The following is a 16,951-nucleotide window of genomic DNA, read 5'->3' on the forward strand; positions in this document are numbered from 1 at the left end:
TTATTGCTCTCCTTCAATACGATAGAGAATGTCTTTTGCTTTATTAGATCTTATAATATCTGCAGTAAAATCATAAACATTTTGAGCAGATACAACTCTTAACCCAGAGCCTTCTTTTGGTCTAGATCCAGTATAAAGACCCTCCTGCCACATCAACTCTCCAGCTGGATTGACATGTGTCAAAACACCTTTTTCAATGTCTCTAACAAAAAGACCATACTCTTTAACTGTTTCATTCCCCAAAGAGTCTACATAATTACCACTAAATATTTTATGATAGCGGTAATCTACCTCGAGCATCTCTTCCACATGATGATAAAAGGTCATACTATTCTGATCTGGCAAATCTAATACAGCTATTTTGCCGTGCATTTCACGTAGTAAAGCAAATGGAGAGTCCGCCCCATAACCACTAAAATTATCAACACCCTCAAATTGATTAGATTTTGCACCGATAACCGCAAATGAGTATATCGGATGACCTGTCCTTACAGATAAAGGATGTTTCCTTGCTGCTTCAGTTAGCACCCCCATATGAGAGGGTGTATTATTAATATCAAACGTAACACCTTCAGAGTAACTGAAGTTAAATAACGGAAGAATCACAGTACCTTTCTCACCCACTGCATATATAAAAGACTCAAGAATATCGTCTGGGCTTATAATAAGCCCTTGATCAGCAAACCTTTTTAGAGTTCTTTTTATACTACTATGTATCAGAAGAGTATCACCTTCCTTAATACCTGCTTCTTTCCAATCGTTGATTAGCTGTTTCATAAAACTCATATTAATTCCTACTGTTTAAGTTATAAAAACCATACTTTTTTCATCCATATGAAGATTCAGCATTTAGACTGTTAACTATCATGAGATTATTAAAATATCGATCTTTGCATAGCACCCTTCATAGTGACCAAATATTTTTAGATAGCTCGTAAGAAGTTATTATTAAAACAAAGTTTCTATCTGTCTTTTTCTGTTAAATAAACATTGAAACTATATGCTTGTTCTCCCACATTTTAATAACAATATCAAATGTAAGAATTTGCAGCCTGATTTACCTTATTAATGTCTTAGTAGCCGCTTATTAGTATCCACTTTGTTTTAAGGCTTATAAACAGTCTTTAAGTTAGCGCGCTACCTATATTAAAGATTGTTTGATATTATTCTAAACTCTTCATGTATATCAACCGTCTTATTTATGAAAGGTTTTATATCCCTCTTCAATTTTAGGTTGTTTAATTGAGAAACAAAAATATTAGGTTCTAAAATATTAAGCTCTTTGAAATCGGTGTATTTATAGTTCCACCATTCTGATGATAAAAGTTGCTCAATTAATGACTCGCTAAACCTATATTTTTTTAATGTTGCAGGTGAGCCAGCAACAATAGAGTAAGGCGGAACATCTTTAGTTACTACTGAACGTGAAGCTATAATAGAACCTGTACCAATTGTAACCCCTTTTTTTATAAGTACACCCTCTCCTATCCATACATCATTCTCTATTGTTGTAAATGCAGAGTTACTAGGTAAATTCGGTGACTTCTTAGGAAAGTCTATACCTAAATCTTTCTCAAAAAAACCATAGGGAGCTGCTTTAGAGTAACAGAAACCGCAAACACTTAACCTATCCATAGGGTGGTTTGATCCCATAAGCTTTACATTTTCAGCAATAGCACAATACCTTCCTATTTTCACTTCCTGTGGTGGAAAATATGATTTGGTATATGAAAATGAACCTATAGAGGATAGTCTTGGGCCAATCCAAATACCTGAATAAGGCTCAACAATTGCTTTTCCATAAGTATTGTAATCTCTGCCAGTTTTTAGCCATGAATCAATATAAGTTCCTCTAGAGTTTAAGAATACTTTCTGATCAATAATTAGCTCGATATGTTTTTTATCCAACTTTATAATTGTACTCACATTTTCTCCTCGTGTTCAGAGCTAGGTATAAATAAAAATCGTAAAACAAGAACGTGATATCCTACTAATAAAACATTGAAATCATTTAACAACATCCTGCTAATCTACCAACTTATTTAGTGATCTACTTGTGCCAACCCTAAACTATCGCGCCCTACTAATATAGTCTTTCTATGCGTTAATCATCAGATTATAATTAAAACCTTTAAGCCCTTTACAGATAAACTAATAAGCTACAAAAAAACTCAAACAAATCAGCACCTTGTTTGAGCATTTAAAAAAATTTTAGCCAATACTGAACAACTAGTTCCAACCATTCAAGAATTATAAAAAAAATAAAAAGCATAATAAAAAAATCTAATAAATAAAAGATTGAATCACTTCAAAAAAACCTCACCAATTCTAAATTAAACCACAGATAAATAGTTTGTTATTAAAGTTATAAAAATATGCTGATTGCAGTTACTCTGATTTCAATCAGCATAACGCATTTAATCAACTCAATGCATATGAATTATCGGCTTTAATACGAAAAGACCTTTAAACACTTTTAAATTCTTGATTTTTATAAAAAGAGTGTGACATGCACATAGCTCGATAACAGATAAAGCCAGTCTTAGTTAATCTGTATTTATTGAAAGTGCTCTTTCTACTTTTTCGGTCATCTGTTTTGCTACCAAGCTCATATTTTCATCACCCTCACGTAAAAATTTAGATACTTTGTTGCTTCGCCATTTAATAGGCCCTGTTTTATCATTTGTAATCGGACGTATAGAGTATTCATTGGGAATAGCGACTTCGCCAGATCCCATATAACACATTAAAAATGCCGCTCTTTTGCGTGTTTCATCACTAGGGGGAGTGTAATTTAAACTTTTAATAAACTCAGCATATTGCTCTCTACTTTCTGGATATAACAGCTCAACAGGATAATCTAAACGACCAAAATGGGAAGCCATTATGACAGGTACGCCTTGCGCAGCTAGTTCTAAACCACTAGAGCCATTGTACAATAACGCTAAGTCTAAGTAAGGCGCTAAAGCATGACCATTAATATCTTTGTGCCCAAGAGTATGTACATTATCTCCTGGTATGGTTTTAATTAAATCCTCGAAACCTTCTACCAAATCAAGTGAAATTTCTGGCCTTATTTCATGAGGGTGAGGCTTGACAAACAATACGATATCTTTATGTTCACTACATATTTTTACAGTATGCGTGATCCAATCTGACATATCTTGATGTGCTGGACCACCATCATAAGGCACACTCAAGTCTACTGGCACCTTCCCAAAGGCACAGATAATTTTTTTACCTTGTTCTTTCATTTCTTTTATGTAATTAATGATTGCAATTTCTTTATCATCTGAAATAGAACCTACTCGATTTACACTGATGAGATCTTTTGCTTTATCTAAGAATTCAGGATTAGAGGAGTTTAATTCATACCATTTCTCAAACTGATCTTTCCTTGCTAAAAATGGTGCTCGATGATCAGGATATTCAGTCATATCAGTTACGCACATGGTGGTTGCAAACTTACTACCTAAATTAGAAAAGTATGATTCATACGCTACACTACTAAAAATGAATGACATCAGCGGATGATTTTTGGACATACAGTATTCACGCATAATGGAGTAAGGTGGCGCATGAGGTTGTCCAGAAATTATGATAACGGGTAAACCCTTTAATACGACATTATCAAATACTTTTTCGGCGGCACGCAACATACTATCCGATCGAAGTAGCTGTATTTTAAATAACTCCATTGCTGCAGGTGATATGTCAGGATAAACAAAATATCTGCGAACATACCGTGAAAGCCACTCATAAAAACCTTGATAAAAATTTATGCCCTCAGCTTCAATAGTCTTGCCTTCCCAATCAATCTTCCAATCATAAAATTGCTTGCCATCATGCATTTCAAAGGGAATGGTACCATCAAGTTCATCTATAAAATCAATACCAGTAGCCTGATATTCAGTAATACCATCACATAAGTTTACAAACGCATAGCCTTGTTTTTTTAATTCAACGATTACCGGTGCCATCATCGCTAATATATTATAATCTCTTAAAGAGGCTAGACAAATGACGCCTTTAGGTAATTTAGGCTGTTGCACAGAATTAATAATACGACTTGCTTCTTGTGAGAACTTAATAGTGTCAATTTCGCGAAGAAGCGCCTTCTTTCTCGATTGAGTTTTCGCAACATTATAAAGCTGCTCGTAGGTATCTAACGAACGACCAAATAAACCTGATTCCCTCAATGTGACTGTTATGAGCTGTTGAATAGCATCGTGGCTTACAATCTCCTTAGGTAGTTTACTGTACTCCCAAAAAAGACCTTTATTTCCATTCTTAAGCTTACTAAGTCTTAATTTATAAGTAGCAATACTCGGAGATTTGTTTTCACTATAACTTGGTAAATGGTTATATAGAACTTCTGCCTCCTCAAGATTACCATTCTTTATAAATGAATTGCCTATTTCGATAAAATGACCAAGCCTACGTCTTATAGTTGCAGCCAAACCTTCATTCAAATTATCAGAGTTGATATCAAACGGAACTTGCAAATTCAAGAGAAGTTCTCGATACGAACTGACAGCTAGGGAGTTTTCCGAAGTCGTACTATGATAGAGCGCTTGATTTATGAACACATCATCAGGAGAAGTATACGCTTCATTCAACAAGTTTAGATAATTCTTAGCTGCGATATCTATTAATAAAGATCTACGATAAACACCCCTTTCCGAACGCACGGGGTTAGTATTTAAAATACCTACTGTTCTTTTCCATATATTCGGACTAAGCTTTTTGACATTAATGAAATTTACGGCTTCATTATAAGATGCAAACTGATTCAGTTTGTAAACAAAACTATAAGTATTAGCCTCTATCCAAACAAATAGCTTCTCAATATCATCATACTGGAGGTTATCTGAAAGAATAGACAAATAATTAATAATAATCTTAGGAAGCATTTCATCATTAATTATAGCTTCATCTAAAAAGCCTACTAGAGAGGTAATTTCATCAAAAGGTCTACTATTTGCTCCTTTATGAGAAACATATAAAGAGTGTAAAACATTATTAAGTAATAAAGGATCTAGTCTTTCACTCAAAGATACAACTTTATTAAGCTCTGATATGACAGTATTTGATATTATTGCCAACTGATCATAATTACACGTGCTCTCTAGTAGAATTGCAATCTGTGGATAATCTTGTAAACTGAAGTTATTGCCGACAACCTTCAATAACTCTTCAGTATTTGCAAGAGTGACACTTTTTGTACTCGCTAAGTAAGCTAGCACTTTATAAGCAGGGCAAAGAAGATCCTGATACTTTAAGGTATTTAAGAGCAGTTCATCGCTCTCTAAGTCAGATACATATTTAAAAAGCAAGGTATCAACTATAAAATAACTAGCTACCTCTAAAAATGAAGACTTTTTATTTGTTATCGGGTGTAAGTATTTGGGATAAATATCATATGCAACCTTAAAAAGCGTAGCTATATCTAATCTAGCTGTACGTCGTTCTATTTTTACCCGATCATCCGTCAATCCCCAATTAGAGTAAAATGGTGTGCCAAACACTACAACCTTCTTGCCGTGTATTAACGCTTCAAATCCTGACAGGGAGCTTATTACGTAAACAGTATCTGCTAAGTAAAAGCTATCATAAAGACTATAGTTTGGGTCAAGTACTTCTGCAATATTCTTAATTGCTTTTAATTCTGATTTCTTTTCATCATTAAAAATATCAGGGTGTGGACGAAATAGAATTCTTTTACCTTTATTCTCTTTTCTTGCTTTTTTAACTAACTCAAAGTTTGATTTTACATCACCACCACTGTATAAAATTGATGCATCTGTTTCAACCTGACCAATTACCAAGACTGTTTCTTCTGGATTTACATCTTTTAACCTCTCAAAATTTTCCTTATATTTAAACGCTTGAGGATTAAAATACTTAGTCAAACGGGCATCAATAAAAAAGCTAACAAGACGCTGGGCATCATTGTGTTCTGCTTCTGTTAACTTTACTGTATTCAGTAACTCTTCTAAGTCAGTCGCTTTATTCTCAAAGTGATTTCCACCAAAATCAAAACATAATGAAGCAGGCCTAGAATGTAGTACACCTGCATTAATCGAACGGAGAAAACCATCCTCAACGTAACACACTTTCAAGGTAGGCTTTCTGATTTTCATTAACCTTAAGTACCTTTCAAATACTTTTTGATTAAATTTTTTCCCCCATATAAATATAGTCAACTTTTCTTCTGGAATTTTATTAATAAAAGTATTCTCGAGTCTATATAGTTTTTCGATAGTTGGCCTCCCCATTAAGAAGGCCGTTTTATACTCATTTAAATAATGACTTACCACATCTCTTTTCCAAGGGTTAAAACCTACTAATAAGGCTACTCCTTTTGCAGATTCAGAATTACTGATCCAATTCTCACCAATTAGTTCAACAGGTAAATCACTCTCATATATAAACGATTTGTTGTATATATCTTGGGCTTTATTTACCTTTTTACTGATAAAACTTCTGGACTTTCGTAACATAGAATCTATACCTTTTAACTTATATCTATTAAGTTATACTTCATATATTTCAAAACTGAGCTAACAGTATTAACAATAAGGGATTAAAATTAATTTTTCTTAAAATCAGATAATAGTTCTTCTGTCACAGCTGTTGCTTTATTAATATCTACAGTAACAGTTGAACCAATTATACTCTCATATAGTTTTGGTGGCAGACCATATCCAGGTCTAATACTACGGATACAATCTGCATTAATCACATCACCCTTCTTCATATCTTTTGCAAAATATAATGAGCGTCTAAACTTAACATTATCTTTCTCACTTTTTTTGAGTTGGTAGTCGATTTTACCCATTGATTCCCATGCAGTTTTAGCACCAATACATAAGTTTTCAAGATCCGCTGGTTCTAACGAAAAACTATCATCTGCGCCACCGCCATTCCTGTCTAGCGTTACATGTTTCTCAATAATAGAAGCCCCCATAGCTACACTCACTATTGCAGAAGTATTATCCAAAGTATGATCCGACAAACCAACTTCACAATTAAAACTTTCTCTCATATCAGTAATTGTGCGTAAGTTATAATCAGATGCTGGTGCAGGATAGCCACTCACACAATGAAGTATCGCTAGTTCACGACAGCCTGCAGCTAGCGCACTATCGACAGCGTCCTGAATCTCTCGCTTGTTAGCCATACCTGTTGAAATAATCATCGGCTTACCCGTTTGAGCAACATACTCAATCAACGGTATATCAATAGCTTCAAAACTAGCTATTTTATACGCAGGAGCATCTAGTTTCTCTAATAAGTCTACTGCAGTGAAATCGAAAGGGGAGCTGAAAATTGTAATCCCAACATCTTTGGCCTTTTGAAATAAGGGTTCATGCCAATCCCAAGGCATGTAGGCTGATTCATAAAGATCATATAAAGTTTTACCTTTCCAAAGCCCATGTTCAATTTTGAATTCGGGACGATTGCTTTTCATAGTGATGGTATCTGGCTTATAAGTTTGAAGCTTTACTGCATCTGCACCTCTCGCCTTTGCCATTTCTATTATTTGAAAAGCTTTTTCAATACTCCCATTATGATTAGCAGACATTTCTGCAATGATATAAGGTGGATAGTCTAGCCCGATTTCTCTATTGTCAATTTTCATTTTATTTTCCTAACAGAAACTCTGAATTTGATGTAGCAATTAGTTTATCTTGATCAAATAGTTCATATCTAATCAAACAATATCTGCCTACTTGTGTGATTAAAGTAGCATTGCCAGTGATTTTTTTATTTGGATAGGCAGGAGCAAGATAGTCAACGTCTTGACCTATATAAGTAGTATTTGGACCAGGGTACTTTGATGCAGCGACTCTTGAAATCTCAGCAAGTAGTATTTCTTTATGGGCGACTCTACTTTTGAAGCCCAAGTTTTTAGCTGCCACATCATCAAGATGCATAGGGTTTTTATCACCAGACAACTCAGAATACTCAATAATTTTTTTAGTGTCTATTTCAAAAACCCATTCGTAAGACTTATCAATATTAGACTTAAAGTCACTTTTAGAAATTTCTTCATAATCTTTTTTTAGAATAGCTAATTGATAGACATCATAAAAACTATCTCCCCTTTTATAGTGTTGCCTTTTTACACCTTCTAATTTAAAGCCATGTTTCTGATGAAAACGTACTACAGGAAAGTTAAAGTCAAGCACTTCACAATACAATTTGTTTAACTTCAAATCCTCAAAAGCATATTTTAATGCTAATCTTTCCATTTCAGATCCGAGGCCTCTAGTGGATAAATCAGCAGAGTAAAATGCCCATGATGCAAAGCTATTATCTCTATCAATATTATTAAATGACACTAGCCCAAGTGGTTTTTGTTCTTGTTCATAGATAAAATATTGATTGGTTTTATTAGTAGCAATAGAGGCAAACCATTTTCTATGATTTTCATAAGGTATCTTCTCATGATTATACATGTTGATTCTGATTTCTTCCCTATTTCTCCACTCAAAGATCATATCTATGTCTCTGTCGACAACTGGACGCAATTTGCCTTTAAACATATTGTAGCTCCTTAATCTTACTAGCAACTCTGGTAGCACCCTCACCGTCTACGAGTGACATTATCCGAGTCTTTCTTTCACTATAGATAATTGAGTCTAGATTTAAAGTCTCAATAAAACTTTGGATCTGTTCATAGCTTAATTCAGATGCTTTTCCCAGATAATCAACTAATGATTTATGTGCTAGAAAACCTAATAACTCATGTTGATTATCAGCTACTTCAACTAAAGCAGAATTTACACCAAGACAAAACCGTTCCCAAACAGTCGATCCACATGCACCAAAAGCGTAGTCACTTTCAAACATTAACTTAGCCATATTTGAAGTTGTTTCAGTAACATTAACCCCTGTACTGGCGAGTTTGTTTTTTATAACATCAAAGCTCGAAGTAGTCATTTTTCCAGTGATAATTGTAAAATTATACTTATGAGAAAATTGTGGTAAAACAGTGGCTACTTTCTCTAACAGTACATAATTACCTATGCCACCAAAGTTAATCAATATATTCCTTAGTTCCGTTTTTTCTCTGTTTTCAGTAGCTCTTAGAGTTTTAAACTCATCTCTTAATAAGGAATATTTCGGACCGAGTAGTCTTAAGCAATTGTTATTGATTAAAGGGTCATATCTAGTTAAGAAGTTACTCCAATAGTTTTGGTCTAATAAAATATCACATTCATGCTTTCTATTTGCTAAGTCATCAATAACAAAAATCTTCGAGATATTTTTTCTGACTAATTTTTGCCATTTATAATCTATAGAATAATGATCAACAATACACCAAGAAAAATCTATATGGCGTGTAACTGCCAAAAAATCTTTAGCATCATCTTCCTGAGTTCTACCTAGCCATGTTGCAGAGTCATCTGTTTTTATACTCTCTAAGAGGGGTGCACTCATAGTGATGACATTAATGCTCTCTTTTTTTACAAGATTAATAAAACTTAAGTCAAAGGGAATCATTACGAATATGATTTGATACCCAGTTTTTTGGAGCTCTTTAGCTAAAGTTATACATCGTTGTAGATGACCAGTGCCGATATGATTGGCAGCATCAACTCTAAAGACAATATTTTTTTCTTTATATCGCATTATTTGCTCTATAAAGCATTTCTGCAAACTTCCAATCCTCAGCGGTATCAATATCTTGGACCAGGCCTCTAGGAATCACAACAGGTGTAGCGCTACTAGAAAAAAAGTCATGTTTCTCCAGAAAAGCATCTTTAGTACCCCAACAAAAATGGGCTGCGTCATGGTAATACTCTTCTAAATCTTGCGACCTCGCATCACGATAATCAGATACCTGACTAATTTCATCATTAATAATAGATAAAGCTCTTTGAATAGGAAATGCATATGACGTTACTCCTATAGCAAAACTCTTGTCCATAGATAGAAGCTTCTCTAAACCTTCAACTATATATCTACTATTAATGAGTGGAGCTGTTGCATATATTAAACAAGCTCGCTCCACTTGAATATCCAGTTTCTTTTCAAGCTCAGTAATAGCATGGATAACTGTATCTGTTACTACAGAAAAGTCTTCTGATATATCATCAGGTCGTATAAAAGGCACCTCTGCACCAAGCTTTGTAGCTATTTCTGCAATTTCAAGATCGTCGGTAGAGACTATAATCTTATCAAAACAACCACTTTTTTTTGCAGCCTCAATAGAATAAGAAATAATAGGCTTTCCACAAAACTCTTTAACATTCTTTCTAGGAATTCTTTTGCTCCCGCCTCGTGCAGGAATAACTGCAATATTAGCCATGATTCAATATACTCCCCAGAGTTTGCGCGATATAAACTTGCTGCTCTTCTGTCAAATCGGGATACATGGGCAGACTAATCGCCTGTGAATAGTATAACTCCGCCTCAGGAAAGTCACCTGCCTTGAAGCCTAGATTTTGTTGGTAATAAGGCTGTAAATGCACTGGAATATAATGTAGGTTGACACCAATATTAGCAGCTCGCAACTCATCAAACACTTCTTTATGAGATTTTTGTATCTGGTTGGTTTTGAGACGTATTACATAAAGATGTAGCCCAGAATATCCATCTGAATGTTGATAAGGCGTTACTATCGGTAGTTCAGCTAATAAGCTGTCATAGTTATTGGCAAGTTGATGACGTTTATCAGTGATAGTGGTGAGACGCTTTATTTGTGAGACACCTAATGCAGCCTGCATTTCAGTCATGCGATAATTAAACCCAAGCATCACTTGTTGATAATACCAAGAACCATCTGGCTCGTGAGTCATCAACTCAGAGTCACGCGTGATACCATGACTGCGTAGCAATTCCATCTTTTGCGCCAAGTCTTTGCTATTGGTAGTAGCTACGCCGCCTTCAGCAGTCGTAATGATTTTGACTGGATGAAAACTAAAAATAGTAATGTCCGAATACTGGCAACTACCTATTGGCTCATTTTTATACCTGCCTCCTATAGCGTGTGAGGCATCTTCAATAATCGCAAAGCCATATTCTTTAGAAAGCTCGTATATGCCTTCCATATCGCAAGGCTGACCACATAAGTGTACAGGAATAATTACTTTGGGTAGCTTCCCTTCTGCTTTAGCAATTTGCAGCTTTTCTTTTAGAGCTTGAGTGGATAAATTATAAGTCTGAGGGTCAATATCTACAAAATCTACAGTAGCGCCACAGTACAAGGCACAGTTTGCTGACGCCACAAATGTAATAGGTGTCGTCCAAACAATGTCATCTTTACCCACACCTAAAGCCAAACAGGCTACATGCAAAGCAGATGTGGCACTATTCATTGCCAGAGCATATTCAACATTGCACTGTTCTTTGATAGCGTCTTCAAACTCAGGAACCTTTGGCCCCTGAGTAAGAAAATCTGATTCTAATACCTCAACAACGGCATTGATATCTTCTTTAGTGATATTTTGGCGACCATACGGGATAAAATTCATTATATTTTACCAATTCTATCTTTATTTTCTTGTATCCAAGACTCAAGCTCTTCTCTTGGCATCCATTCAGTATTGTTATCACTTGAATAAACAAAGCCTTCTGGGACTTTTTTACCATCTTTCACACGTTCTGGTGAATTACCCCAGTTATTGATCGTCGGTAATATCTTAAAGTGCTCAGCGTATTCATAAGTATAGTAGGAGTCTTCAGCGCCGATCATTTGCTCATGTAGTTTTTCGCCTGGTCTGATACCGATAATCTTAGTTTGAGCTTCTGGTGCTACGGCTTTAGCCACATCCATGATATTCATTGATGGTATTTTCTTAACGTAGATCTCTCCACCTTCCATGTCTTCAAAAGCATGCCATACGAGCTCAACACCTTCTTGTAAAGTAATCATAAAACGTGTCATACGGTCATCAGTGATAGGTAGCTCACCTTTCTCCTTAATCGATAAAAAGAATGGGATAACCGAACCACGTGAGCCCATGACATTACCATAACGTACCACCGCAAACTGAGTAGGATGCTGACCACTATAGGCATTTCCTGCTACAAACAATTTATCAGAGGTAAGCTTAGTAGCACCATATAGGTTAATAGGACTACTTGCTTTGTCAGTTGATAAGGCTACTACTCGCTTTATGCCTTTATCTATACAAGCATCAATTAAGTTCATCGCTCCATGCACGTTAGTTTTTACACATTCAAAAGGATTGTACTCTGCAGTTGGTACAATTTTTGTAGCAGCAGCATGAACAACATAATCAACGCCATCTAGTGCCCGATAAAGCCTTTCTTTATCTCTCACATCACCAATAAAGAAGCGCACGCGTGGATCATCTTGAAAAAGCTTAGCCATTTCCCACTGTTTCATTTCATCACGTGAAAACACTATAATTTTCTTTGGATTATATTTTTCTAAAGTCATCGGAATAAATTTATGACCAAAAGACCCTGTACCACCTGTCACCAAAATTGTTGAGTTACTAAGCATTGATGTTCCCCAAATGCATAAAATAAAATATTCATAAAAAAAGACACCCCATTGTAGAGGTGTCTTGGTTTATTTTCAATGCAGCTTTAGTAGTTAATTAATAAATTTACGTCCATTTTTATAGACGAGTGGCCTATTTAACAGATAGATAACCTACCAACCAGTCACTTCTTTTAGCTTCTCACCGATTTTCGCTGGATCACGAGTATACGCAATGCCTGCATCTTCAAAAGCTTTGAACTTCTCTTCTGCCGTACCCTGACCACCAGAGATGATCGCGCCAGCATGACCCATACGCTTACCTTCTGGAGCCGTCACACCAGCGATATAGCCAACCACAGGCTTAGTCACGTGTTCTTTGATATAAGCAGCCGCTTCTTCTTCCGCCGTACCACCGATCTCACCGATCAGGACGATGGCTTCGGTTTGTGGATCGTCTTGGAACAGTTTCAATGCATCGATTTGGTTCATACCAGGGATAGGGTCACCACCGATACCGATACAAGTAGACTGACCAAAGCCAAGCTTAGTCGTCTGCGCGACCGCTTCGTAAGTCAGCGTACCAGAGCGTGAGATGATGCCCACTTTACCTGGCAAGTGGATATGACCTGGCATGATACCGATCTTGCACTGACCTGGCGTGATGACACCTGGGCAGTTCGGGCCAACCATACGCACGCCGTCTGCTGCTTCGATATAACGCTTGGCTTTTAGCATATCGAGCGTAGGGACACCTTCAGTGATGACCACGATCAGCTTCACGCCTGCATCGACCGCTTCTACGATAGAGTCTAAGACGAATGGCGCTGGTACATAGATAACCGATGCGTCCGCTTGTGTCTTCGCCATCGCCTCAGCCATGGTGTTGAATACAGGGAGACCTAGGTGCGTTTGACCGCCCTTACCTGGAGTGACACCGCCGACGACTTTGGTGCCGTATGCGATGGCTTGCTCTGAATGGAACGTGCCGTTTTTACCAGTGAAACCTTGCACCAATACTTTGGTGTCTTTATCAATGAGTACACTCATTATTTGCTCCTAATTATATTCTTGTATATCTGGCTGTCTGTCTAGGGCATCTCTTAGTGAATGATGCTGGATTAAAGATGCCTAATGAACAATGCCTAGTGAACGATGTTGGTTCCCACCGCAGCGACGATCTTCTGTGCAGCATCTGCTAAGCCTTGAGCTGAGATGATCTGTACATCTGACTCTTCTAGTAGCTGCGCGCCTTTTTCGGCGTTGTTACCTTCTAGACGTACCACTACTGGCACTTCTACGCCCACTTCTTTTACTGCGGCGATGATGGCTTCTGCAATCATGTCACAGCGCACGATACCACCAAAGATATTGATTAGTACGCCTTCCACACTGCTGTCTTCTAGGATGATCTTGAACGCTTCAACGACGCGATCTTTGGTTGCACCGCCGCCAACGTCTAGGAAGTTAGCAGGTTTACCGCCATAGAGCTTGATGATATCCATCGTCGCCATCGCAAGGCCAGCACCGTTGACCATACAGCCGATGTTACCTTCTAGGGCCACATAGTTTAGATCAAACTCAGCCGCTTTTAGCTCACGCTCGTTTTCTTGCGTCTTGTCTTGGAGGGCAGCGATTTTTGGTAGACGATACAGCGCGTTTGAATCAATACCGATTTTGCCATCGACACAGACGATTTCGCCATTTTCACGTACCGCTAGTGGGTTGACTTCAAGTAGGGCAAAGTCATTTTCGACAAAGGCTTGGTAGGCACCCGTCATGATTTTGACAAACTGATTGATCTGCTTGCCTTCAAGACCCAACTTGAACGCTACTTCACGCGCTTGATACGGCATGAGACCCACTAATGGATCGACGCTTACCTTAAAGATTTTTTCTGGGGTTTCTTTGGCCACTTCTTCGATATCAACGCCGCCTTCGGTTGATGCCATAAAGGTCACACGGCGCGTAGAACGGTCAACAACCGCGCCAAGATATAGCTCAGTTCTGACTGGGTACATATCTTCTGCAACCAATACGAAGTTGACTGGTTGGCCATCAGCGTCCGTTTGGAAGGTCACTAGATTGGTACCGATCAGCGCTTCAGCCACTTGCTTCGCTTCTTCACGAGTCTTGACCAGCTTGACGCCACCCGCTTTACCACGGCCACCAGCATGTACTTGTGCTTTGATAACGGCAATGTCGGTTGGCGTCTTATCAAAAGCGGCTGCCGCTTCTTCGCCATTACGGGCGATGATGCCTTCTTGGATGGGCAAACCGTAGCTTTTTAGTAGCTCTTTTGCTTGATACTCATGTAGATTCATTGATTGTATCCTTTATTTTTTTACAATTAATAAAAGTGAAAATAAGTGCGCGGCAACATTTGGCTGGCGCACTTGTGACTGCAGCGACAATGATAATAGCGCTAAGTCAGGTTGTGATTCGATCTTACCTTATATACCCCATTCTCAACTATCTAAAACAGCACAGCAGACCCACGCAGCGACTATGATAGTAAGCTACGTGAATCTGATGGGGTTAACTAAATAATAATGCGACTTATATTTTGCGTTACTATTTATACTATTTTTAAGGCTACTTCTTTTTACGTTTTTTGCGCTGAATAGCATGGATAGCACGGCCATCCGCAGAGAGCGCAGCTTCATGTACCGCTTCCGAGATCGTCGGATGCGCAAAGGTCATTAGCTGTAGATCTTCGATACTAGAGACAAATTCCATCGCAATCATACCCTGATGGACGATGTCGCCTGCACCCGCAGAGATAGCATGCATACCGAGTAGACGATCTGTCTTGGCATCAGCGACGACCTTGATAGAGCCTTCGGCTTCACTTTGCGCCAATGCACGGCCGTTTGCCGCTAAGTTAAATGAGCCTGTTTTGACTTCATAGCCAGCTGCTTCCGCTTCTTGCTCAGTCATACCAACCCATGCGATTTCTGGATGCGTATAGATGACGTTGATGATGGTGTCATAGTTGACCTGAGCTTTTTCGCCATGAATACGCTCAACCGCCATCATGCCCTCTTCCATCGCTTTGTGCGCAAGCATTGGGCCACGTACCAAGTCACCGATAGCGTATACGCCGTCAAGATTGGTTTTGCACTGATCGTCAACATCGATCAGACCACGCTCAGTCAATTCGATACCACTGTCTTCACCCAAGAGCTTTTCAGCATAGGCTCGGCGACCCACACACACGATTAGCTTATCAAAGCTTTCATCAGAGGCTTCACCGTTCTTTTCACTAGTGACGACCACTTCATCGCCCTTAACTTCAGCGTTAGTGACTTTGGTATCGACACGGATATCAAGACCTTGCTTTTTCAGCATCTTACCCGCTTCTTTTGAGATGTCTTTATCAGCAGCGGCTAAGAAGTTTGGTAGCGCTTCATAGATCACCACTTCTGCACCTAGGCGACGCCATACTGAGCCAAGCTCTAGACCGATAACGCCTGCACCAATCACGCCCAAACGCTTTGGCACTTCGGTGAAATCAAGCGCACCAGTAGAGTCAACGATACGCTCGCCGTCAGTCTTAGCAACTGGGATATCGATAGGAACCGAACCTGCTGCTAGGATGACGTTTTTGGCAGTGATGGTGGTCTCTGTCTCATCTTCTAGAGCGGTAAACTTAACTTGTTTGTCCGCGCCTTTGCCATCAACCAGCGTGCCCCAGCCTTGTAGCCAGTCAACACCATTGCCTTTTAGCAGTGCCGCAACGCCGCCAGTTAACTGCTTGATGATGCCTTCTTTGCGCTCAATCATCTGCTCTACATCGATGGCCACGTCGCCAGTACTGATGCCATGCTCAGCAAGATCATGCTTGGTCGCCTCATAGCGATGCGAGCTATCAAGTAAAGCTTTTGATGGGATACAACCAACGTTTAAGCAAGTACCGCCAAGCGCAGGCTCGCCTTTGTAAACGCGTTTTTCGATACAAGCCACGCTCATACCAAGCTGTCCTGCACGGATAGCTGCTTCATAACCACCAGGACCGCCGCCGATGACGACTAAATCATAATTGTCTTTCATAATAGGTTCCTATTTATAACTTAGGTTTTAATTTAGGTTTTAGCTTTGCTTTTAAGGTTGATTATCAACTGACTCATTGGGCAGTTTATCAAGGATAGGGTAAATCATTCAGCCATTAAAAAGTAAAAAGTAAAAATCAGTCATCAAATACAAGATCAGCAAACAGTAAATACACCATTTGAGCTCATTGACTGATGACATAGTCGATTCAATTTAAAAGTGTTACAGTGCTGCTAGGATGAATTTTGCGCAGCCTCTGTGTAAGCAGCACGCAAGAAAAATTTATACCAGTAGCACGTTGAAAAATTCATATCTTTTTATCTTGAACTGATGATAATTACCTCTCTCGTCTCTATATGGCTTTGTAGCATATAGCCTACGATAACTCATATTAAATTGAGATTCAGGTTAAGAAAAGCAAAAGCCATCTGTCTC

The 16,951-nt window shown here is 38.2% G+C and carries 12 protein-coding genes; all 12 read right to left on the bottom strand.

What is annotated here, in order from left to right; all coding sequences use genetic code 11:
• Nucleotides 1–786: an AAC(3) family N-acetyltransferase gene (locus JMY01_RS12235; RefSeq protein ID WP_201576167.1), complete on the bottom strand. Its 786-nt coding sequence runs from the start codon at nt 784–786 to the stop codon at nt 1–3.
• A 360-nt stretch (nt 787–1,146) separates the two neighbouring features.
• Nucleotides 1,147–1,926 carry a CatB-related O-acetyltransferase gene (locus JMY01_RS12240; protein ID WP_201576170.1) on the bottom strand — a complete coding sequence of 260 codons (780 nt, stop codon included), beginning with the start codon at nt 1,924–1,926 and terminating at the stop codon, nt 1,147–1,149.
• A 620-nt stretch (nt 1,927–2,546) separates the two neighbouring features.
• The gene (locus JMY01_RS12245) at nt 2,547–6,503 is read right to left on the bottom strand and encodes a hypothetical protein (protein ID WP_201576174.1); all 3,957 of its coding nucleotides are present in this window, start codon (nt 6,501–6,503) and stop codon (nt 2,547–2,549) included.
• Between the two features lie 89 nt (nt 6,504–6,592).
• Nucleotides 6,593–7,645, bottom strand: coding sequence for a pseudaminic acid synthase (gene pseI / locus JMY01_RS12250; RefSeq protein ID WP_201576178.1), 1,053 nt, complete (start codon nt 7,643–7,645; stop codon nt 6,593–6,595).
• Nucleotide 7,646: 1 nt separating this feature from the next.
• Nucleotides 7,647–8,552, bottom strand: coding sequence for a UDP-4-amino-4,6-dideoxy-N-acetyl-beta-L-altrosamine N-acetyltransferase (pseH, locus tag JMY01_RS12255; protein WP_201576181.1), 906 nt, complete (start codon nt 8,550–8,552; stop codon nt 7,647–7,649).
• Nucleotides 8,545–9,642, bottom strand: a complete 1,098-nt coding sequence (pseG, locus tag JMY01_RS12260; RefSeq protein ID WP_201576185.1) for a UDP-2,4-diacetamido-2,4,6-trideoxy-beta-L-altropyranose hydrolase — start codon at nt 9,640–9,642, stop codon at nt 8,545–8,547. The genes pseH and pseG overlap by 8 nt, the downstream gene beginning before the upstream one ends.
• Nucleotides 9,632–10,321: a pseudaminic acid cytidylyltransferase gene (pseF, locus tag JMY01_RS12265; protein WP_201576189.1), complete on the bottom strand. Its 690-nt coding sequence runs from the start codon at nt 10,319–10,321 to the stop codon at nt 9,632–9,634. The genes pseG and pseF overlap by 11 nt, the downstream gene beginning before the upstream one ends.
• Nucleotides 10,314–11,486, bottom strand: a complete 1,173-nt coding sequence (pseC, locus tag JMY01_RS12270; protein WP_201576193.1) for a UDP-4-amino-4,6-dideoxy-N-acetyl-beta-L-altrosamine transaminase — start codon at nt 11,484–11,486, stop codon at nt 10,314–10,316. Before pseC ends, pseF begins: the two co-directional genes overlap by 8 nt.
• A complete protein-coding gene (pseB, locus tag JMY01_RS12275) occupies nt 11,486–12,484 on the bottom strand; it encodes a UDP-N-acetylglucosamine 4,6-dehydratase (inverting) (protein WP_201576196.1) in 999 nt (332 codons plus the stop codon). Before pseB ends, pseC begins: the two co-directional genes overlap by 1 nt.
• A 153-nt stretch (nt 12,485–12,637) precedes the next feature.
• Nucleotides 12,638–13,513: a succinate--CoA ligase subunit alpha gene (sucD, locus tag JMY01_RS12280; protein WP_201576200.1), complete on the bottom strand. Its 876-nt coding sequence runs from the start codon at nt 13,511–13,513 to the stop codon at nt 12,638–12,640.
• A gap of 95 nt (nt 13,514–13,608) precedes the next feature.
• The gene (gene sucC, locus JMY01_RS12285) at nt 13,609–14,787 is read right to left on the bottom strand and encodes an ADP-forming succinate--CoA ligase subunit beta (protein ID WP_201576203.1); all 1,179 of its coding nucleotides are present in this window, start codon (nt 14,785–14,787) and stop codon (nt 13,609–13,611) included.
• Between the two features lie 271 nt (nt 14,788–15,058).
• A complete protein-coding gene (gene lpdA, locus JMY01_RS12290; protein ID WP_201576206.1) occupies nt 15,059–16,516 on the bottom strand; it encodes a dihydrolipoyl dehydrogenase in 1,458 nt (485 codons plus the stop codon).
• Nucleotides 16,517–16,951 lie beyond the last annotated feature (435 nt).

The sequence above is a fragment of the Psychrobacter sp. H8-1 genome (genome assembly GCF_904846575.1).
Lineage (GTDB): Bacteria > Pseudomonadota > Gammaproteobacteria > Pseudomonadales > Moraxellaceae > Psychrobacter > Psychrobacter fulvigenes.

What these genes read in the sequence shown, in the direction of transcription:
- JMY01_RS12235 (WP_201576167.1), bottom strand. Translation starts at nt 786, where the DNA reads ATGAGTTTTATGAAACAGCTAATCAACGATTGGAAAGAAGCAGGTATT.
- JMY01_RS12245 (WP_201576174.1), bottom strand. Translation starts at nt 6,503, where the DNA reads ATGTTACGAAAGTCCAGAAGTTTTATCAGTAAAAAGGTAAATAAAGCC.
- pseI (WP_201576178.1), bottom strand. Translation starts at nt 7,645, where the DNA reads ATGAAAATTGACAATAGAGAAATCGGGCTAGACTATCCACCTTATATC.
- pseH (WP_201576181.1), bottom strand. Translation starts at nt 8,552, where the DNA reads ATGTTTAAAGGCAAATTGCGTCCAGTTGTCGACAGAGACATAGATATG.
- pseG (WP_201576185.1), bottom strand. Translation starts at nt 9,642, where the DNA reads ATGCGATATAAAGAAAAAAATATTGTCTTTAGAGTTGATGCTGCCAAT.
- pseF (WP_201576189.1), bottom strand. Translation starts at nt 10,321, where the DNA reads ATGGCTAATATTGCAGTTATTCCTGCACGAGGCGGGAGCAAAAGAATT.
- pseC (WP_201576193.1), bottom strand. Translation starts at nt 11,486, where the DNA reads ATGAATTTTATCCCGTATGGTCGCCAAAATATCACTAAAGAAGATATC.
- pseB (WP_201576196.1), bottom strand. Translation starts at nt 12,484, where the DNA reads ATGCTTAGTAACTCAACAATTTTGGTGACAGGTGGTACAGGGTCTTTT.
- sucD (WP_201576200.1), bottom strand. Translation starts at nt 13,513, where the DNA reads ATGAGTGTACTCATTGATAAAGACACCAAAGTATTGGTGCAAGGTTTC.
- sucC (WP_201576203.1), bottom strand. Translation starts at nt 14,787, where the DNA reads ATGAATCTACATGAGTATCAAGCAAAAGAGCTACTAAAAAGCTACGGT.
- lpdA (WP_201576206.1), bottom strand. Translation starts at nt 16,516, where the DNA reads ATGAAAGACAATTATGATTTAGTCGTCATCGGCGGCGGTCCTGGTGGT.